At 64.4% G+C, this 18,822-nt stretch carries 16 protein-coding genes; 12 read left to right on the top strand and 4 right to left on the bottom strand.

What is annotated here, in order from left to right:
- The first annotated feature begins 177 nt into the window (after positions 1 to 177).
- Both V9K84_RS06610 and V9K84_RS06605 read left to right on the top strand, forming a co-directional pair.
- The gene (locus tag V9K84_RS06610; RefSeq protein ID WP_043862966.1) at positions 178 to 867 is read left to right on the top strand and encodes a hypothetical protein; all 690 of its coding nucleotides are present in this window, start codon (positions 178 to 180) and stop codon (positions 865 to 867) included.
- A gap of 304 nt (positions 868 to 1,171) precedes the next feature.
- A complete protein-coding gene (locus V9K84_RS06605; protein WP_088515399.1) occupies positions 1,172 to 1,759 on the top strand; it encodes a biliverdin-producing heme oxygenase in 588 nt (195 codons plus the stop codon).
- Positions 1,760 to 1,849: 90 nt separating this feature from the next.
- Here V9K84_RS06605 and V9K84_RS06600 read toward each other — a convergent pair whose 3' ends face one another.
- Complete coding sequence (locus V9K84_RS06600; RefSeq protein ID WP_054915402.1) at positions 1,850 to 3,250, bottom strand: amino acid permease; 1,401 nt, start codon at positions 3,248 to 3,250, stop codon at positions 1,850 to 1,852.
- Between the two features lie 334 nt (positions 3,251 to 3,584).
- Here V9K84_RS06600 and gcvA point away from each other — a divergent pair, with 334 nt between their 5' ends.
- From gcvA to V9K84_RS06560, 8 genes are all read left to right on the top strand, one after another.
- On the top strand, positions 3,585 to 4,475 hold the full coding sequence (gcvA, locus tag V9K84_RS06595) for a transcriptional regulator GcvA (RefSeq protein WP_088515400.1): 891 nt from the start codon (positions 3,585 to 3,587) through the stop codon (positions 4,473 to 4,475).
- Between the two features lie 90 nt (positions 4,476 to 4,565).
- A complete protein-coding gene (locus tag V9K84_RS06590; RefSeq protein WP_054915403.1) occupies positions 4,566 to 5,816 on the top strand; it encodes an aspartate aminotransferase family protein in 1,251 nt (416 codons plus the stop codon).
- 70 nt (positions 5,817 to 5,886) lie between these two features.
- The gene (locus V9K84_RS06585; protein WP_088515401.1) at positions 5,887 to 6,795 is read left to right on the top strand and encodes a hypothetical protein; all 909 of its coding nucleotides are present in this window, start codon (positions 5,887 to 5,889) and stop codon (positions 6,793 to 6,795) included.
- 128 nt (positions 6,796 to 6,923) lie between these two features.
- A complete protein-coding gene (locus tag V9K84_RS06580; protein ID WP_088515402.1) occupies positions 6,924 to 7,382 on the top strand; it encodes a (2Fe-2S)-binding protein in 459 nt (152 codons plus the stop codon).
- The gene (locus V9K84_RS06575; protein WP_088515403.1) at positions 7,382 to 9,640 is read left to right on the top strand and encodes a xanthine dehydrogenase family protein molybdopterin-binding subunit; all 2,259 of its coding nucleotides are present in this window, start codon (positions 7,382 to 7,384) and stop codon (positions 9,638 to 9,640) included. Before V9K84_RS06580 ends, V9K84_RS06575 begins: the two co-directional genes overlap by 1 nt.
- Positions 9,641 to 9,664: 24 nt before the next feature.
- The gene (locus V9K84_RS06570) at positions 9,665 to 11,014 is read left to right on the top strand and encodes a cytochrome c (protein WP_088515404.1); all 1,350 of its coding nucleotides are present in this window, start codon (positions 9,665 to 9,667) and stop codon (positions 11,012 to 11,014) included.
- A 53-nt stretch (positions 11,015 to 11,067) separates the two neighbouring features.
- Positions 11,068 to 12,114, top strand: coding sequence for an XdhC family protein (locus V9K84_RS06565; protein WP_088515405.1), 1,047 nt, complete (start codon positions 11,068 to 11,070; stop codon positions 12,112 to 12,114).
- The gene (locus V9K84_RS06560) at positions 12,098 to 12,685 is read left to right on the top strand and encodes a nucleotidyltransferase family protein (protein ID WP_058541118.1); all 588 of its coding nucleotides are present in this window, start codon (positions 12,098 to 12,100) and stop codon (positions 12,683 to 12,685) included. The genes V9K84_RS06565 and V9K84_RS06560 overlap by 17 nt, the downstream gene beginning before the upstream one ends.
- 45 nt (positions 12,686 to 12,730) lie before the next feature.
- On the opposite strand, the gene V9K84_RS06555 is transcribed toward V9K84_RS06560, so the two are convergent.
- Both V9K84_RS06555 and V9K84_RS06550 read right to left on the bottom strand, forming a co-directional pair.
- Positions 12,731 to 13,876 carry a serine hydrolase domain-containing protein gene (locus V9K84_RS06555; RefSeq protein WP_088515406.1) on the bottom strand — a complete coding sequence of 382 codons (1,146 nt, stop codon included), beginning with the start codon at positions 13,874 to 13,876 and terminating at the stop codon, positions 12,731 to 12,733.
- Between the two features lie 187 nt (positions 13,877 to 14,063).
- Entirely contained in the window at positions 14,064 to 15,131 is a 1,068-nt protein-coding gene (locus V9K84_RS06550; RefSeq protein ID WP_043862977.1) for a fatty acid desaturase, read from the bottom strand.
- Positions 15,132 to 15,428: 297 nt separating this feature from the next.
- On the opposite strand from V9K84_RS06550, the gene V9K84_RS06545 reads away from it, so the two are divergent.
- Positions 15,429 to 15,992, top strand: coding sequence for a recombinase family protein (locus V9K84_RS06545; RefSeq protein ID WP_043862978.1), 564 nt, complete (start codon positions 15,429 to 15,431; stop codon positions 15,990 to 15,992).
- A 45-nt stretch (positions 15,993 to 16,037) separates the two neighbouring features.
- On the opposite strand, the gene V9K84_RS06540 is transcribed toward V9K84_RS06545, so the two are convergent.
- Complete coding sequence (locus V9K84_RS06540) at positions 16,038 to 16,172, bottom strand: hypothetical protein (protein WP_256582880.1); 135 nt, start codon at positions 16,170 to 16,172, stop codon at positions 16,038 to 16,040.
- A gap of 159 nt (positions 16,173 to 16,331) precedes the next feature.
- On the opposite strand from V9K84_RS06540, the gene V9K84_RS06535 reads away from it, so the two are divergent.
- Positions 16,332 to 18,506 (top strand): TonB-dependent siderophore receptor, encoded by a 2,175-nt coding sequence (locus tag V9K84_RS06535; RefSeq protein WP_088515407.1) that lies wholly within the window; start codon positions 16,332 to 16,334, stop codon positions 18,504 to 18,506.
- Positions 18,507 to 18,822 lie beyond the last annotated feature (316 nt).

The raw sequence follows: 18,822 nt of genomic DNA, 5'->3' as shown, positions 1-18,822 counted from the left end.
CCGATCAACTGCTCTATGCCGGTAACCTCCGGTGTAGAGCGGTTCACCCTTGTTACACATATTTTGAAACAACCGCTGCGATGGCTTTTTGACACGCCGTCAAAACGCTGGGCTATACCATGAAAAAGATTTCATCAAACCCACCGTTTCATCCGCCCTATCCGGCAAGGAGGCACCATGGGTGCTTTGCAGAACGTGCGCGACAAGATCAGAAGAAAAGGCCTTCGCCGCGTCGCCAGAACCCTCTGGGAACGCCATGTGTTCTATCACTGGGAACTGCTGTGGATGGAGCGCGACCTGGTCAGTGCGGTACCGCCGCACAACCTGCGACCGCACAAGCCGGTGCGCCTGGTGACCATCACCGAGGACAACGCCGTCGCCTTTGCCCGCCACTTCGGTGACCGAGTGCAGACCATGGCCGAGCTTGCCCGCGAAGGCCACACCGGGCACATGTACCTGGACGATGCCGACAATGCGGTGGCGTTCATCTGGGGCAGCAAGCGCGACTACCTGGACCGTCACTATTACGGCTGCACCTTCCCGGTCAAGGAGGGCGAGTTCTTCGAGTTCGGCGGCGAGATGACCCCGTCGTACTTCGGCACCAGGCTGTCGGTGGATGCCCAGGTCAACCTGTGGGCGGCCATGCAGGCCCAGGGCTGCAACAAGGTGGTGGACGTGGTCGAGACGCACAACGTACCGGCCATGAAGCTGCACCTGCGCATGGGTTATCACGAACAGGGGCGCGTGGCGCACGTGTACTGCCTGTTCGGGCGCTGGAAGTTCTTCCGCGAGACCACCTACAGCGGCTCACGCCTGGAACAGCTGCGCAAGCCGCGGGCAGTCAAGACAGCCGCCGCACCGGCATGAACCTGCCAGCCCCTGCGCCCGCGCTGCGGGTGCAGGGGCCTGCTCGACACCCCTGCTCAACCCCGCATCTACCCGCCCTGCGCGGCGCTTGACCGTACCTGGAGCGCATGCAAGCATCCGCCGGCCATAACGCCCAAGAATGCAGTTCAGAGACGAATGACCCGGGATGAAGATTCCATTGCAGATCCACGCATTGAAGACGCTCGCCTGGCAGGCGAGATGCTGCACGGAACGACGATGGCGCGAGAGAGTCTAGGCATTGGCATTACCAATGCCTGCTCACTGCCGACATGAGACCCCGCCCATGAATGCCCCCGCCTCCCCTGCGCCCGAACCCGGCCGCTGCCAACGCCTCAAGGCCGCCAGCCGCCGCGAGCACGACAGTGTCGATACGCTGGTGATGGGCGTTCGACCGTTCGAGAGCCGCGAGCGCTATGCGCTGTTTCTGCAGGTGCAACACCGCTTTCATGGCAGCCTTCAAGCCTTGTATGGCGATGCGCAGTTGAACCGCACATTGCCCGGGCTGGCGGCGCTGTCGCGGTTCGAGGCAGTGCAGGCCGACCTGCGCGACCTTGGCCTGCCGGTGCCCGGTGTACCGGCCCCTGTGCAGCTGTCTGCGCCAGCTGAAGCACTGGGCTGGCTGTACTGCAGCGAGGGCTCGAACCTGGGGGCGGCGTTTCTGTTCAGGCAGACCCAGCAACTGGGGCTGGGCGCGCAGCGTGGCGCCCGGCATCTGGCGCCGCACCCGGACGGGCGTGCGCTGCAGTGGCGCCAGTTCGTGGGGTTGATCGATGCACTGGTGCTGAGTGAGGAACAGGAGCGCCAGGCGGTGGATGGGGCGCTGGCGGCGTTCGAGTTCTATCGCAGCAGCGTGCGCGACATTTTCGGCTGAGGCCTGTGGCGACGTCTTCGCCGGCTCCTGCAGGAGTCACGATGATCCTGCAGGAGCCGGCCTTGCCGGCGATCGAGTGCGCAGCGCTCGCTAACCCTGCTCGGTCATCGCCTGCGGCTGATGCTCGATACGCGCCCGCTTGCGGTAGAACGCGATGCCCAGGATCAACGCCGTCACCGCCGCCGTCATCAAGGTCTCGTAGCGGTAGTCGGGGCTGAACAGCATGTAGCCCAGCACCAGCGAAATCACCACGATCACCAGCCAGGTCAGCCACGGGAACAGCCACATCTTGAACGCCAGCTCGGTGCCCTCGCGCTCGACGATGGCACGCATGCGCAGCTGCGACACGGCAATCACCAGGTACACCAGCAGCGCGATGGCCCCGGTGGTCGACAGCAGGAAGCCGAACACCTTGCCCGGGAAGGCGAAGTTCACGAAGCAACCGACAAACCCGGCCAGGGTCGACAACAGCACCGCCACGGTGGGCACGCCACTGCCGGAAATACGCTTGGTCAGCGGGTGCGCCTCACCGCGCGCGCCCAGTGAATAGAGCATGCGCGAAGCGGTATACAGCCCCGAGTTCATGCAACTGGTCACCGCCACCAGCACCACCACGTCGATCAGGAACTTGGCACCCGGCACGTTGAGGATTTCCAGCGCGCGCTGGAACGAACCCACCTGCAGCAGGCGCGGGTCATTCCACGGCACCAGCGCGACGATGAAGAAGATCGAGAACACGTAGAAGATCGCGATGCGGTACACCACCAGGTTGGTGGCGCGGCGGATCTTGTCTTTCGGGTTGGCGGTTTCGTCGGCGGCAATGGTGACGATCTCGGCACCGAAGAACGAGAAGATGGTCACCAGCACGCCGGCCAGCACGGCGCCGAAGCCGTTGGGCATGAAGCCGCCATTGGACCACAGGTTCTCGACGCCCGAGGTCTGCGCCAGCGGCCATACACCGCTCACCCCCATCAGGCACACCACCAGGAAGCCGATGATCGCCACCACCTTGACCAGGGCGAACCAGTACTCGAACTTGCCGAAGTTCTTCACGCTGATCAGGTTGCTGCACGACAGCACGATCATGATCAGGAAGGCAAAGGCCCAGGACGGCACGTCGGGGTACCAGGCGTGCAGGATGTCGGCACCGGCGATTGCCTCTACCGGAATGATCAGTACCCAGAACCACCAGTACAGCCAGCCGATGGTGAAGCCTGCCCATGGCCCGATGGCCCGCCCGGCGTAGGTGGAGAACGAGCCGCTGTTGGGGTCGGCGATGGCCATTTCGCCGAGCATGCGCATCACCAGCAGCACCAGCAGGCCGGTAATCATGTAGGAGATGAGGATGGCCGGACCGGCCTTGGCGATGGCGTTGGACGAACCGATGAACAAACCGGCGCCGATGATGCCGGCGATGGAGATCATCGAGACCTGACGCGAGGTCAGGCCGTGCTTGAGCGAGCGTTGCGGTTTTTCTTGTAGGGACGACATGGTTGCCTCTCTGGCCAATGCCTGCTGCACCTGGTTGCGCGATGACCGCGCAGGTCAGGCCAAGGTCTTCATGGAAAGTGTGCGGCAGCAGAAATGTAAGGAGCCGTTATTGTTTTTTGGGCATCAAACGTGATGTAACGGGTACTGATCGGCCTCTTTTCGATAAGTTTCAGACGCACTTTTCCCGGTCCCTCGGGGCATCGAAACTAGCAGTTGAAATGATTGACGCAGGTCAGTATTAATCTGCGAACAGGCTGCTTACAAACGACCTTTTATCACCACATGATTCCTCCATGGAATGAACTCAGTCCTTTTCATCTGCCCGGTGCCCTCGATGTCCAAGCGTTTGATGCCCTCCACCACCACCCTGCAATGCTTCGAAGCGGCGGCCCGCCACCTGAGCTTCACCCGCGCCGCGCAGGAGCTGCACCTGACCCAGAGCGCGGTGAGCAAGCAGGTGGCGCAACTCGAGGAAATGCTCTGCCACAACCTGTTCCAGCGCGTGCGCCGGCGCCTGCACCTGACCCCTGCAGGCTCGCTGTACCTGGCCGAGGTGAACAAGATCCTCACCCAGCTGGACATCTCCAGCCGCTACATCCTGACCTACGGCGGCGAGACCCAGGTGCTGACCGTGGCCACCCAGCCCACCTTCGGCGCACGCTGGCTGGTGCCCAACCTGCACGGTTTCAGCCGGCAGCACCCGAACATCCATCTGGACATCAAGAGCGAGCTGGAACCCTTCGACCTGCTCAACAACAAGGCCGACATCGCGTTTTTCTTCGGCCAGGGCACCTGGCCGGGGGCCACCTGCATCGAGCTGTTCCATGAAGAGGTGGTGCCGGTGTGTCACCCCGAGCTGATCGCGGCAGCGCTGCCACGCAGTGCCGAAGACCTCGCCCACCACCCGTTGCTGCAATGCACCTCGCGCCCGGAAGCCTGGCACGAGTGGTTCCTGCAGCAGGACCTGCAGTCCCAGCACAGCTACCACGGGCCGCGCTTCGACACCTTCTACCTGTGCATCCGCGCGGCCCAGGCCGGCTGCGGCATCGCCCTGGTGCCACGCTACCTGGTGGCCGAAGAACTGGCCGAGGGCAAGCTGGTGGTGGCCTGGGCGCACACCATGCCCAGCGAGGGCGCGCACTTCATCGCCCATGCCGAGCATGCGGCGCAGGTGCCGAAGGTGAAGGCGTTCGTCGAGTGGATACAGGGCAGGATCACGATTTGACGGAATGATTGCTCGACTTTATTTCGCTTGTGGCGTTTGCCGGATGTTGGCTTAGATATATAAAAACTTCCGTCACCCAGGTACTTGCCCATGACGCACGAAACAATCAGCCGATCTCTTTCCATTGTGCATCCCATTACACTTTCACACGGGCGCAATGCCCAGGTGTGGGATACCGATGGCAAGCACTACATCGACTTCGTGGGCGGTATCGGCGTACTCAACCTGGGGCATTGCAACCCGGCGATCGTCAGCGCCATCCAGCACCAGGCCACGCAACTGACCCATGCGGCGTTCAACGCCGTCCCGCACGGGCCCTATGTGCAGTTCATGCAACGCCTGGAGGCGTTCGTGCCACTGAGCTACCCGATGGCAGGCATGCTCACCAACAGTGGCGCCGAGGCGGCGGAGAACGCCTTGAAAGTGGCCCGCGCCGCCACCGGGCGTACGGCGGTGGTGGCCTTCGATGGCGGCTTCCACGGACGTACCCTGGCCACGCTCAACCTCAATGGCAAGGTGGCACCCTACAAGCAGAAGGTCGGCGTGCTGCCCGGCCCGGTGTTCCACCTGCCCTACCCCAGCGCCGACAACGGCGTGACCGGCGAGCAGGCGATGCAGGCGCTGGAGCGCCTGTTCAGCGTCGAGATCGACGTCAACGAAGTGGCCTGCTTCATCTTCGAGCCGGTGCAGGGCGAAGCCGGCTTCCTGGCAATGGACCCCACCTTTGCCCAGGCCCTGCGCACGTTCTGCGATGCACACGGCATCCTGATCATCATCGACGAGATCCAGTCGGGCTTTGGCCGCACCGGCCAGCGCTTCGGCTTCCCGCGGCTGGGCATCGAGCCGGACCTGCTGCTGTTGGGCAAGAGCATTGCCGGCGGCGTGCCGCTGGGAGCGGTGGTAGGCCGGCGCGAGCTGATGGCCAGCCTGCCCAAGGGTGGCCTGGGCGGCACCTATTCGGGCAACCCGCTGGCCTGTGCGGCAGGGTTGGCGACCCTGGAACTGATGAGCGATGCCAACCTGGCGACCTGGGGCGAGCTGCAGGAGCGCGCCATCGTCGGGCGTTATGAAGCGTGGAAGGCCCGCGGGTTGACGCCGTACCTCGGGCGCCTGACCGGTGTGGGCGCCATGCGCGGCATCGAGCTGGTCACGCCACAAGGCAAGCCGGCCACCGCGCAGCTGGCCGAGGTGCTGGAGAAGGCACGCGCGGCCGGGCTGCTGCTGATGCCGGCCGGCAAGGCGCGGCACATCATCAGGTTGCTGGCGCCATTGACCGCCGAGGCAGACGTGCTGGAGCGCGGGCTGGATATCCTGGAGCGCTGCCTGGCAGAACTGTCATGAGCAAGTGCTTTTGCCCAGCGCAATCAGGCTTTATCCTGCATCGTTTCGCACGCTGGCCCTGGGAGTTCCAATGTACATCGATGTACCGCGCCGCCTGGTGTTCTTCGACAAGGACGACACCGTTCGCCCGCCCTGCCTCGTGCAGTACCATCCCGACACCGGCACCCTGAGCCGGCCGGCTTTCGCCCAGCCCGACGACAGCGTGTGGGACATCGCGCGCGACCAACGCCGCATCGCGCTGAGCGGGGTCAAGTGGCTGGTGGTGCGCGGGGCCAGCCGCTCGCGGCTGAACCTTGTGCACGACGGCGCGCCGCTGCATGCAACCCAGAACCTGCTGTCGTACTGGGCACGCTTCGACCCCAGCGCCCGCTACGCGCTGGTCAGCGTGGCCAATGGCAAGAAACGCCCGGTGATCATCGACCTGGACAGCGGGGAACACAGCGACCCTGTGGAGCGTGACGTGGACGCCAGGTTCGGCAGCATCGACCCGCTGCAGGGCAGGCTCTGGGCCCCCGACGAGCGTGCCCGCAATGGCGTGCTGACGGTCGATTGCGCCAGCGGCGAAGTCGGCAGGGTCAGCGTGCCGCTGGAGGCAAAGGTGCGCAGCCTGCGCTTTTCCCGCGACGGGCAGTACCTGTTCGTGACCGGGGAAAACAACCGGCTGTTGTGCTGCGACCGCGAGGGCGCAACGGTATGGACCAAGGACGTCAGTGCGTATGGCCATGTCGGCTCGGGCCGGATCCTGTTCAACGAATCCGGCAGCCACCTGTGCCTGCCGACCTCGCCCACCGACAGCTCCACGCTCGCCGGCGATCTCATCATCGCAACCGCCACCGGCCATACCGAGACCACCATCATGCCCAAGGCGCGACTGGCCGCTGACTGGTTTGGCGACCACGTGCTGAGCCATCGTGGCGAGGTGGTGGACTTCTTCACCGGCGCCATCGTGGCCAAGCTGGACCTGGCCAGCCCCTGCTGATCGTCACCTGACCCGCCCCTTCAACGGCCCCCGCCGCCCCGTGTGCTAGCGTCTATGGGTGGCCTGCGCCTTGCGCACGGCCACGCCCATAAGAAATCAAGACCTGACCGACTGATGACGGGTGAGCCATGCTACTGCGAATCAACCAGACGACCTACGAGGTCGATGCTGACGCGGACACGCCCCTGCTGTGGGTGATCCGCGATGACCTGGGCCTGACCGGTACCAAGTACGGCTGCGGCCTGGCCCAGTGCGGCGCCTGCTCGGTGCTGGTGGACGGCGCCGTGGTGCGTGCCTGCGTGACCCCGGTGGCAGGCGTGGTGGGGCGCGAAATCACCACCATCGAAGCCGTGGAGGCCGACGCCGTGGGCAAGCGCGTGGTCAGCGCCTGGGTCAAGCACCAGGTGGCCCAGTGCGGTTACTGCCAGTCGGGCCAGGTGATGGCGGCCACCGCCCTGCTCAAGCACACCCCGCACCCGAGCGATGCCCAGATTGCTGCCGCGATGGTCAACCTGTGCCGTTGCGGCACCTACAACGCCATCCATGCCGCCGTGCACGACGTGGCCGCCGCGCAGGAGAACGCCTGATGAACGACAGCCTGCGCGTTACCGGCGTGGCCCAGCCCTTCCCTGTGGGCGAGCCGGTCAATATCTCACGCCGCAGCTTTCTGCTGGCAAGCGCCGGCACGGCAGTGGGCGCACTGGTGCTGGGCTTCGGCCTGCCCCTGGGCCTGAGCCGTGTGCAGGCCGCCACGGGCAACGCAGCGGCGCCCGGCACCCAGGTGCCGGCCTTCCTGGAGATCCGCCCGGACGGCCGCATCCGCCTGCTCAGCCCGTTCATGGAGGGCGGCCAGGGCATCTTCACGGCTATGGCGCAGATCGTGGGCGAAGAGCTCGATGCCGACCCCGCCACCTTTTTGATCGACAGCGCACCGCCCGGCGAGCAGTACGTGGTGATGGACAACGGCATGCGTATCACCGGCGGCAGCATGTCGGTGCGCACCAGCTACCCGACCATGCGCCGCCTCGGCGCCCTGGCCCGCGCCATGCTGCTGCAGGCCGCTGCCGAGCGCCTGGGCGTGCCGGTGGGCGACCTGAGCACCGAGCCCGGCCGGGTGATACACGCCGCGTCGGGGCGCACGCTGGGCTATGGCGAACTGGCAGCCCAGGCCATGGACCTGCCCGTGCCAGACCCTGCCAGCGTGACGCTGCGCGACCCCAGCCAGTTCCGCTGGATCGGCAAGCCGGTGCAACGGGTGGACGCCTATGACAAGTCCACCGGCAAGGCCGTGTACAGCATCGACGTGAAGGTCGACGGCATGCTGCATGCCGCGGTGCAGCATGCACCGCGCCTGGGCATGCGCGTGGGCGAGCTGCGCAACGAGGCGCAGGTGAAAGCCATGAAGGGCGTGCATTCGGTGCATCGGCTGCCCGGTGCGGTGGCCGTGGTGGCCGAACGCTGGTGGCACGCCAAGCGCGCGGTGGAGGCCGTGCAGGTGCAGTGGCTGGAGGCATCGGCCGACTCGAAGGTGCGCCAGATGCCTGCGGACTTTTCCAGTGACGCCTTTCGCGACCAGTTGGCCGCGGCCACCGGCCCGGCCCGCGACGAAGAGAATGAAGGCGACTTCGGCAAAGCCTTTGCCGACGCCGCCACCCAGGTGGAGGCCACCTACCACAACCAGTTCCTCAACCATGCGCAGCTGGAGCCGCCTTCGGCCCTGGCGCGCTTCAACCCCGACGGCACGCTGGAGGTGTGGCTGCCCAACCAGGCGCCCGACATGTTCCGCGCCGACATGGCCAAGCGCACCGGCCTGGACCCGTCACAGATCACCCTGCACTCGCCGCTGCTGGGCGGCTTTTTCGGCCGCCACTTCCTGTACGACAGCGCCAACCCCTACCCGCAGGCGATCCTGCTGGCCAAGGCGGTCGGGCGCCCGGTCAAGCTGATCTGGAGCCGCGAAGAGGAGTTTCTGCGTGACGCGCTGCGCCCCATGGCCGTGGTCAGGTTCCGCGCCGCACTCGACGCCCAGGGCCTGCCGGTGGCCATCGAGGCAGTCAGCGCCACCGAAGGCCCCACCGAAGCCATCGCCGGCAAGCAGGGCGAGAAAATCGACCCCACGGCACTCGAAGGGCTGTCGGGCAAGGCCTACGCCATCCCCAGCAAACGTATCGCCCAGGTCTATGTGAAAGGCCCGGCGATGCTCGGTTACTGGCGTTCGGTGGGCAACTCGCTGAATGACTTCTTCTATGAGGCGTTCCTCGATGAGCTGGCCGACAAGGGCAAGCAGGACCCGTTCGAACTGCGCCTGCACCTGCTGCGCGACAACCAGCGCCTGACCAACCTGCTGCAGGCGGTGGGCGATCTGTCCGGTGGCTGGAAGCGTGGCCCGTTCACCGCCGAGGACGGCTCGCGGCGCGCTCGGGGTGTGGCCATGGCCTCGCCGTTCGGCTCGGAGGCGGCGGTGATCGCCGAGGTGTCCATCGAGCAGGGCCAGGTGAAGGTGCACGATATCTGGGAGGCCATCGACCCCGGCAGCATCGTCAACCCGGCGATCATCGAGGCGCAGGTCAATGGCGCGGTGTCGCTGGGGCTGTCGCAGGCACTGGTGGAGGAAGCGGTGTACGTGAACGGCCAGCCGCGCGCACGCAACTATGACCTGTACCCGATCCTGTCGGCGCAGCGCATGGCGCGGGTGCATGTACGCATCGTCGAGAGCGGCGCGAAGATGGGCGGTATCGGCGAGCCGCCATTGCCGGCGGTGGCCCCGGCGGTGGCCAATGCGGTGGCGCACCTGACCGGCCAGCGCATCCGCAGCATGCCGCTGTCGCGCTACACCTTCAGCTAGGCCTCGATCAGGGACATCGCGCACATGACCAAGAGTCGACTCGCAACAACGCTGGGCTGTTTCGCGCTGCTGTGCCTCGTCATCGCAGCCGTGCTGGCCTGGTACGTGACCCGCACACCAGCGTCGCCCTTCGCCGCTCAGGCCAGTGCCGCACCGCCAGACCCGGCCCTGGTGCAACGCGGCGAGTACGTGGCGCGGCTGGGCGACTGCGTGGCCTGCCACAGCCTGCCAGAGGCGGCGCCGTTTACCGGCGGGCTGAAGATGGCCACCCCGCTGGGCGCGATCTACGCCACCAACATCACCGCCGACCGCGCCACCGGCATCGGCGCCTACAGCCTGGCCGACTTCGACCGCGCCGTACGCCATGGGGTGACCCCGGACGGTCGCCGGCTGTACCCGGCCATGCCCTACCCCTCGTACGCCAAGCTCAGTGACGACGATATCCGCGCGCTGTATGCCTTCTTCATGCACGGGGTGAGCCCGGCGGCGCAGGCCAACAAGCCCAGCGAAATCCCCTGGCCACTGAACCTGCGCTGGCCGATTGCGCTGTGGAACGGCCTGTTCACCGACCCCGCGCCCTACCCGGCCAAGCCGGACCAGGATGCGCAGTGGAACCGCGGCGCCTACATCGTGCAGGGGCCGGGCCACTGCGGCAGTTGCCATACGCCGCGCGGCCTGGCCTTCAACGAGAAGGGCCTGAGCGAGGCCAGCAAGACGTACCTGGCCGGCGGGCTGCTGGATGGCTGGTATGCGCCGAGCCTGCGCAACGACCCCAACACCGGGCTCGGGCGCTGGAACGAGGCGGATATCGTCAGCTTCCTCAAGCACGGGCGCAACCGGCACGCGGTGGTGTACGGCTCGATGACCGAGGCGTTCAACAACTCCACGCAGTTCATGAGCGACGAAGACCTGGGCGCGATCGCGCACTACCTCAAGTCGCTGCCCGGCGACCCCAGCCGCGACGGGCCGGCATGGCAGTACCAGGCGAGCGAGCTGTCGGCCGCATCCTCGGCACCCGGCGCGCATACCTACGTGAGCCGCTGCGCGACCTGCCATGGCCTGGACGGGCGCGGCCAGGCCGAGTGGATGCCACCCCTGGCCGGCGCCACCTCGGCGCTGGCCAGGGAGGACGCATCGGCCATCAACATCACCCTGAACGGCTCGCAGCGCATCGTCGCCGCGGGCGTGCCGGACGCCTACCGCATGCCGGCATTTCGCGAACAGCTGTCGGACCGGGAAATTGCCGAGGTGCTGAGTTTTGTGCGCAGCACCTGGGGCAATCACGGTGGCGCGTTAGAGGCCAAGGCGGTGGGCAAGCTGCGCGAGCACACCGGGCCGGCCAGCAGCAACCCGATCATCTTGCAGATGCGTTGAGCATCACCACCAGGAAGCCCCCATGCCATTGCAACGCCTGTCGAGGACACCCCATGGAAAGCATTGACCTGCTGGTGCTGCGAACTGCCCGAGAGTGGCTTGCCGGCGGCGAGCGCTGCCTGCTGGCCACCGTGGTGCGCACCTGGGGCTCGTCGCCGCGACCGGTGGGCTCGATGATGGTGCTCAGGCAGGACGGGCGCGCGGTGGGCAGTGTGTCGGGCGGGTGCATCGAGGACGACCTGATTGACCGGTACAGCAGCCTCCATGGCGGGCCGGGGATACCCGGCGGCGCGCCACAGGTGGTGCGCTACGGCGTGAGTGCGGACGAGGCGCACCGGTTCGGCCTGCCATGTGGCGGCACCCTGGAACTGGTGCTGGAGTTCGCACCCTGCGCGCAGGCGCTGGGCCGATTGCTGGCGCTGCTTGATGAGGGAGTACTGATGCGCCGCGAGCTTGACCTGGCCTCGGGTGAGGTGACGGTGCAGGCCGACCAGCCCCATGCACCGTTCAGCTTCGATGGGCAGCGCATGAGCAACCCGCTGGGGCCGGCTTACCGGATGCTGCTGATCGGCGCCGGTGTGCTGGCCGAGTACGTGGCGGTGATGGCGCTGTTCAACGGGTTCAAGGTGTCGGTGTGTGATCCGCGGCCCGAGCACATGGACGTGTGGACGGTCGCCGGGGTAGAGAAGCTGATGGGCATGCCGGACGACGTGGTGCGCGCGTTTGCGGTGGATGTTCGCACCTGCGTGATTGCCCTGAGCCATGACCCCAGGCTGGATGACCTGGCGCTGATCGAAGCGCTGCGCGGGCCGGCGATGTACATCGGGGCGATTGGCTCGCGGCGCAACAGCGAGAACCGCCGCCAGCGCTTGATCGGGCATTTTGGCCAGACCCAGGAATCGCTGCGGCGCCTGCATGGGCCCATCGGGCTCTACATCGCCAGCAAGACCCCAGGGGAGATTGCGGTGAGCGTGATGGCCGAGGTGCTGGCGGTGAAGAACGGCGTGCCCCTTCCCGGCGCTGTCGGCGCGGGGCCGACCCAGCATCAGGTGGAGCACCCGCCACTGACTCAGGCATCGTGTTGTGCGCACCCAGGGTGACTGCATCGCCCTGGTGCTGGCTGCAGGCCGTGCCAGGCGCTTTGGCAGCGACAAGCGCCTGGCACGGCTGGCGTCGGGGCAAACGCTGCTGGCAGCCACGCTGGCACGGGCACTGGAGGCGTTCGACGACGTCCGGGTGGTGCTCAGGCCCGGGGACGATCCCGCGACCCTGGCAATTGACGGGCGGGTACGAGTCCTGTGGGCCGAGCAGGCCGACCAGGGCATGGGCAGCAGCCTGGCAGCCGGGGTGCGTGCGCTGGAACAGTCACCGGCCCCGGCCGTGGCGGTGTTGCTGGGCGATATGCCCTGGGTGCAGGGGCAGACGCTCAAGCAGTTGAAGGCCCTGTGCAACGCCCGGCAGATCGTGCTGCCGCTGCATCACGGGGTGCGTGGGCATCCGGTGATCTTCGGTCGACAGTTCTGGCCGGCCCTCGCATGCCTGCAGGGCGATCAGGGCGGCAAGGACATCGTGCGCGGCGCGCACGACGCCTGCGTCCAGGTGCCGGTGGAGGATGCGGGCGTCCTCAGGGATGTGGATCAGCCACGGGACATCCCTGCTGGCTCGAGGTGAGCGACGCCACCCGCACGCAACTGCCGCTGCACGCTGGCGCCGCGCTCAAAGCGCCGCATAGACAAGGGCTGACAGCCGGCCGGGGCGCGGATCGATCATGCTGTGGCCGCCCGAGGTCGTGGTGACGAAACCGAAACTCACGCGCCGCTCGGGGTCGGCAAAGCTGATCGGGCCGCCAAGCCCGATATGGCCGAAGGTGTCCGGGCCCATGGCGTGGGAAGCCGCCGGGTCGACCTGCTGCTCCAGCATGCAGCCCAGCCCGTAGCGCATTGGCCGCATCCATACCCGATCCATGCCATGACTGTGCTCTCGGGTGAATTCGTCGAGCAGTTCAGGGCCGATGAAGTGGCCCGCCAGCAGCGCACTGTAGAAACCGGCCAGGCCGTGAGCGGTGGCATGGCCACACACCCCCGGTTGCCGATAGGCCCACCAGCGCGGGTCACTGGTGCGCCGGGGCACCATGCCGGGGTTGGTGAAGGCGAATGTGGCGATATGCGAGGGCTCGGTCTTCACCACCGTGCGCAGCGCTTGCGAGTAGGGGTCGCCAACGCGCCCGGTGGCACTGTCGAAGCGAGCGATACGGTGAAACTGCGTCTCGTCCACCCCAAGGTGCACGTCCAGGCCGTGGGGGTCCAGCATCTGTTCATGGATGAAGGCGCAGGGGTCGCGCCCGTCCACCCGACGAATCAGCTCGCCCAGAATCCAGCCAAAGGTGGTGGTGCCGTAGCCCAGGTCGGTGCCCGGTTCCCACCACAGCGGCTCGTCTTCCAGCACCCGCACCATGTGCTCCCAGTCATACATCATCGGGTTATGGTCGGGGCCCCGCAGCGCCGGCAGGCCGGCGGTGTGGTTCATCACCTGACGCACACTGACCCTGGCCTTGCCGTTGCGGGCGAACTCGGGCCAGTAGCGGGCCACCGGCGCATCCAGTTCCAGCCGGCCCGCCTCGACCAGCATCAGGATGGCCACTGCCACATAGGGTTTTACAACACAGAAGGTGTTGGCCAGCGTGTCGTGCGTCCAGGGCCTGCCGCCCTCCTGGTCCGCCACACCGGCCCACAGGTCGACGACCCGCTCCCCGTCCACCTGCACACAGAGCCCGGCACCCCGCTCCTGCGGATCATCGAACATCGCTTCGAAGGCCTGCCGGACCGCCTCGAAGGGCTGGGCACATATCCCTTGCGCTTTCATGCCTCGTCTTCCTCGTCGTTGAAATGTTGCCCTGTAACCGAGCGACGTTGCTGCGTAGCAGACCTGCCAGGCGACAATGATTGTCTCGGCGCCTGACAGACCCGAACGCATTACTGTTGGCTCGTGAACCTGACTACCGACTGCGCCCCCTGGGGCGCCCCCTCAAACACACAGGTTGATGGAACGTTCATCCACGCGAGCGCGTGTGCGTGTGTGCCAGGGAATAACGGTTCGCGCGTTTATAGGTGCCGAAGTCATTGAACCGAACACCGGCCTCGGCCATGACTTGATGCGCATAAGGCGCGGTCATCTGGCGCAGGTAGAACGGGTCCCTGACAACGAAGTGGTGAATACTGTGGGTGCTGCCGAAGTTGAAGCAGAACAATTGGAACGGCCATAGCCACCAGGCGTTCATGACCTGAGTTTGCTGCAGCGCATTGCGCGGTGCCACATCACCGTAATAGTGCATGTTCGAACTGATGAAAAACAGGCAGAACTGCCGGATCAGGTTGGGCGCGACCAGAATCACGACCACACTGTTGACCACATCCATTACCGCCAGGGTGGTCGCGGAACTGTGCACCTCGTGCCCGCTGACCGCGCCAAGCCAGGCATACAGGTGGTAGCCGAGAAACACATACCAGCAACCCCAGTACAACAGCCCGAAGGGTGTATTGAGCCGGACGATCTTGACCAGCAAGCGGACTTTCTCCCGCCAGCCTGGGGCAAATACCGCATTGAGAAAACCGAAGATGAACCCGTCCACCAGTTTCAACAACCGCAATACACCCCAGGGGCTGCCACTGGTGGTGATCCAGGCTTCCACATCCGTCTCGGTGCCTGACTCTTTATGGTGATGAAAGTGCAAACTTCGCCTTAACCAGGGGCTGGGCATTCCCGGCCGAGCCAACCAGCATAAAAACATCATGGCATTGTGCGCCAGCGGCTGTTTTCTGAAATAAAGACGATGAATCAGATCGTGTTCTATTTCATGAATGAACGAGGTCAGCAGCGCGTTGATCAGAATGCAGCCCCAGGCAGGAATGGACCCCTGCAGGTAGAGCCCCCCACTCACCACCATGCCGATCAGCGACACCGCCATGACACCTGCGCCCAGCGCATTCTGATGTTGCAGGATCGGATAGCGCTGGCGCAGGTAATTACCATGTTCGGTAATACGCCGGGTAACATGATCAATCTTTTGCTGATCGGTAGTGGGGCGTTCAAGTTCCATTGCTGCCTCCAAGACTTTCATACCTCATCCTCTGTTTGTGTCGGACAATCCCCCGCCAGGACAAACCGGCCGCGTCAATTGTTCGGGCTATACAACGGGTAGGTGAATGCATGCGCGCATTATATGAACGCAAATCGACTGTTTGCGTGAAGCTTGTTAAGATCCTTTCAAGCTTCAAAATGATAAGGCAAGTAAAAGTCTTTGCAACTGTGTATTTTGGGTGGGTTCAGCGTGACAGTTACCTGTAAGGATTTTTAATTTAGTTACAGGTTGTACAGTTATAAAACGACGCCGTACAAGTATTGCCAAGGAGGCACCATGAGATTGCATCGCATCAGATATTGCCGGCTCGCCTCACCGAAACCCGATGCCAGCGTACCCAGCCCAGCCAGCCCCGATGCCTTCGACGCGGTGTTTTACGATGCCCCTGCAGACACGGCCACCCACCGCGCAGGCTTTGAAAAGCTGCTGCGTTACCTGCAGTGCGGGGATACCGTGATCGTGGACAGCATGGCCTCGCTTTCGGCCAATACCGAGCAGTTGTGCAACTTCATTCGCCGCTTGATCGAAAAACAGGTCACGCTCAAGTTTGTGGATGAAAACCTGACATTCCGAGATGACGGCCGTGAAGTTGCGGGCCCCATCGTCGCGGCCATGGAGTTGCTTGCAGAGTTCGAGCGCGCGGCACTGCGCGAAAAACAGGCCGCCGGTATTGCAACTGCAAGAAATCGGGGTTCCTACCGAGGTCGAAAGAAGAAACTGTCCGACAATCAGGTTGTAAGTTTAATTGAGCGCGCCCGCGCGGGAGAAAGTAAATCCCGGCTGGCGCGTGATTTCGATATCAGTCGCCAGACGTTATATCGGTATTTGAAATCGACCTAGGGCTCTTCAGAAGAAGAGCCCTATGTAACGTTGCCCCAGGCCCACTCACGCCCACAGATACGACTGTACGTCGCGCTGGAACACCAGCTCGTCGATGAGACAGCGCGCCGTCGCTTCGGTCGGGAAGCCCTTTTCGAAGGGCTGGTTGGCCTGTTCTTCGTACTGGCTGCTTCCTTGCACGAATGCCTGGGGGTGTGGTGACAAAAGGTGATGGTCAGAAAGCTAACAGAGGAAGCCGCATCGGCCAGAACGCCGCTATTTATTGAGACACACCTTGACACAGCATTTGGTAACGATTCTCATATACATTATCTTTATCGCTGCCATTGGAAACCCTTCATGTCGCGCCCTACCCCGCCGCATTGCTCCGGCCTGCCCCGCAATCTGTTGGCCATGGCCATCTGCATGGCCACCCTGACCCCCGCCCTGGCCGATGACAGCTCTGCGACACCGCAGCCAGCCAAGGCTGCGACCCTGGAGCTGGGCGCCACCGAAATCGTCAACACTCAACTGGGCAGTACCACCGAAGGCACCCAGTCATACACCACCGGCGCCATGTCGACCGCGACCAAGCTGCCGCTGACCCTGCGCGAAACGCCCCAGGCCGTTACCGTGATTACCCGCCAGCGCATGGACGACCAGGCCATGACCAGCATCAACGACGTGGTAAAGGCCACCCCGGGGCTGTTCCTCGACTTCTCCAGCGGCCCTGGTCGGCAGACGTATTCGGCGCGCGGTTTCGATATCGACAACCTGATGTACGACGGCATCCCCAGTGGCTACCAGGGCTGGACCGTGGGCGCCCAGCCGAACCTGGCGATGTTCGACCGGGTGGAGGTGGTGCGCGGCGCCACCGGGCTGGTGACCGGTGCGGGCAACCCTTCGGCTGCCATCAACCTGGTGCGCAAGCGCCCGCTGGCCGAACAGAAGGTCACCCTCACCGGTGCGGTCGGCAGCTGGGACGACTACCGCGGCGAGGTCGATGCCTCCAGCCCGCTCAACGACAGCGGCACCCTGCGCGGTCGGGTGGTGACGTCCTACCGCGACAGCAACAGCTTCGTCGATGGCGTGGACGAAACCCACGGCCTGTTCTACGCCATCACCGAGGCGGACCTGAGCGACGACACCACCCTGACCCTCGGCTTCTCCAACCAGAAGGACAAGACCAACTACTTCTGGGGCGCCTCGATGATCGGCCTGGACGGCCATCACCTGAACCTGCCGCGCTCGTACAACCCGGGTACCCCCTGGGAGAACAAGGACCAGGAGATCAACACCGTCTTTGCCGAGGTACGCCAGCGCCTGGCCAACGACTGGAAGCTGCAGGTCAACGCCAACTATTCCGAGCAGAACGCGCTGTTCTCCGGCTCGTACCAGTCGCGCTGGGTCAACAACACGCTGGCACGTACCGTGTACCAGTCGGCCCACGATGAAAACCAGGCCGGCGTGGATGCCTTTGTCAGCGGGCCCTTCGAGGCGCTGGGGCGCACCCATGAACTGGTGGTGGGTGCCAGCAAGCGCATCTACGACATGACCACCCACAACTATGCCCCCTACGACACCAACTGGCCGATCGATGCCGGCAAGCCGAACTTCACTCACACCGGCAACAGCCGCGAAGTGACCACCCAGGATGGCGTGTACCTGACCACCCGCCTGAGCCTGGCCGACCCGCTCAAGCTGATCCTGGGCGGGCGCCTGGACTGGTATGACTACGACAACCGCGATGGCGACGGCGACTACAAGGTCACCCGCAACGTCACCCGCTATGCCGGGCTGATCTACGACCTGGACGAGCATCACTCGGTCTACGTCAGCTACAGCGACATCTTCACCCCGCAGAGCAGCAAGGGCACCTCCGGCACCCCGGTCAAGCCGATCGTGGGCAAGAACTACGAGGTAGGCATCAAGGGCGAGTACTTCGAGGGTGCGCTCAACGCCAGCCTGGCGCTGTTTCGCATCGACCAGGAAAACCGCGCGGTGCAGGTGTTCGTGCCGAACTGCCCGCAGACCGAATGCTACGAGGCCTCGGGTGAGATCCGCAGCCAGGGCATCGACTTCGAGCTGCAGGGTGCGCTGACCGAGAACTGGCAGGTGGGCGGTGGCTACACCTATGCCCGCGTGCATACCCTCAAGGACGCCGCCAACCCGCAGAACGTCAACCAGCGCTTTGACACCGACACGCCCGAGCACCTGTTCAAGCTGACCACCACCTACCGCTTCCAGGGCCCGCTGGAGAAACTGCGCGTGGGCGGCAACGTGTCGTGGCAGAGCCGCCTGTACAACGACGTGGCGTTGGCCAACGGTGGCAGCTATCGCCTGGAACAGGGTGGCTACGCCGTCACCGACCTGATGGCCGGCTACCGGCTGACCCGCAACCTGGACCTGCAGCTGAACGCCAACAACGTGTTCGACCGCAAGTACTACTCGTCCATCTCCAACTCGACCAGCTACGGCGGCGACACCTACGGCACACCGCGCAACATGATGCTCACGGCCAAGTACAGTTTCTGATGTGAAGTGGCGCAGGGATGCGCCGTGTTGTTGTCTGTACGCAGTGCGCCACGCACGTCCTGCCGTTCGATCAAACCGTCCCTGCCCTTCAACCATTGCGCGTGGGTTTTCTGGGGCGATATCCTCAATCTGTGATGACTTAACTGTCGCGGTCCATCCGCTTTAGATAATGTCACCTTTCACTTCAATCAAAATATCTCGCAACTACTGAACGCCACTTAACACAACATCTGAATCAAACAAACTATCATTCATAGGAAACTTCCTACCACTGCAGCAATCAACACCTCTCGACCAAAAACACCATTAACACTCA

The sequence above is a fragment of the Pseudomonas sp. AE27 genome, assembly GCF_037113495.1.
Classification (GTDB): domain Bacteria; phylum Pseudomonadota; class Gammaproteobacteria; order Pseudomonadales; family Pseudomonadaceae; genus Aquipseudomonas; species Aquipseudomonas palmensis.
The sequence above is the reverse complement of the archived record's forward strand: the minus strand, read 5'-3'. Positions and strand labels throughout refer to the sequence as shown.

What these genes read in the sequence shown, in the direction of transcription:
- V9K84_RS06610 (WP_043862966.1), top strand. Translation starts at nt 178, where the DNA reads ATGGGTGCTTTGCAGAACGTGCGCGACAAGATCAGAAGAAAAGGCCTT.
- V9K84_RS06605 (WP_088515399.1), top strand. Translation starts at nt 1,172, where the DNA reads ATGAATGCCCCCGCCTCCCCTGCGCCCGAACCCGGCCGCTGCCAACGC.
- V9K84_RS06600 (WP_054915402.1), bottom strand. Translation starts at nt 3,250, where the DNA reads ATGTCGTCCCTACAAGAAAAACCGCAACGCTCGCTCAAGCACGGCCTG.
- gcvA (WP_088515400.1), top strand. Translation starts at nt 3,585, where the DNA reads ATGTCCAAGCGTTTGATGCCCTCCACCACCACCCTGCAATGCTTCGAA.
- V9K84_RS06590 (WP_054915403.1), top strand. Translation starts at nt 4,566, where the DNA reads ATGACGCACGAAACAATCAGCCGATCTCTTTCCATTGTGCATCCCATT.
- V9K84_RS06585 (WP_088515401.1), top strand. Translation starts at nt 5,887, where the DNA reads ATGTACATCGATGTACCGCGCCGCCTGGTGTTCTTCGACAAGGACGAC.
- V9K84_RS06580 (WP_088515402.1), top strand. Translation starts at nt 6,924, where the DNA reads ATGCTACTGCGAATCAACCAGACGACCTACGAGGTCGATGCTGACGCG.
- V9K84_RS06575 (WP_088515403.1), top strand. Translation starts at nt 7,382, where the DNA reads ATGAACGACAGCCTGCGCGTTACCGGCGTGGCCCAGCCCTTCCCTGTG.
- V9K84_RS06570 (WP_088515404.1), top strand. Translation starts at nt 9,665, where the DNA reads ATGACCAAGAGTCGACTCGCAACAACGCTGGGCTGTTTCGCGCTGCTG.
- V9K84_RS06565 (WP_088515405.1), top strand. Translation starts at nt 11,068, where the DNA reads ATGGAAAGCATTGACCTGCTGGTGCTGCGAACTGCCCGAGAGTGGCTT.
- V9K84_RS06555 (WP_088515406.1), bottom strand. Translation starts at nt 13,876, where the DNA reads ATGAAAGCGCAAGGGATATGTGCCCAGCCCTTCGAGGCGGTCCGGCAG.
- V9K84_RS06550 (WP_043862977.1), bottom strand. Translation starts at nt 15,131, where the DNA reads ATGAAAGTCTTGGAGGCAGCAATGGAACTTGAACGCCCCACTACCGAT.
- V9K84_RS06545 (WP_043862978.1), top strand. Translation starts at nt 15,429, where the DNA reads ATGAGATTGCATCGCATCAGATATTGCCGGCTCGCCTCACCGAAACCC.
- V9K84_RS06535 (WP_088515407.1), top strand. Translation starts at nt 16,332, where the DNA reads ATGTCGCGCCCTACCCCGCCGCATTGCTCCGGCCTGCCCCGCAATCTG.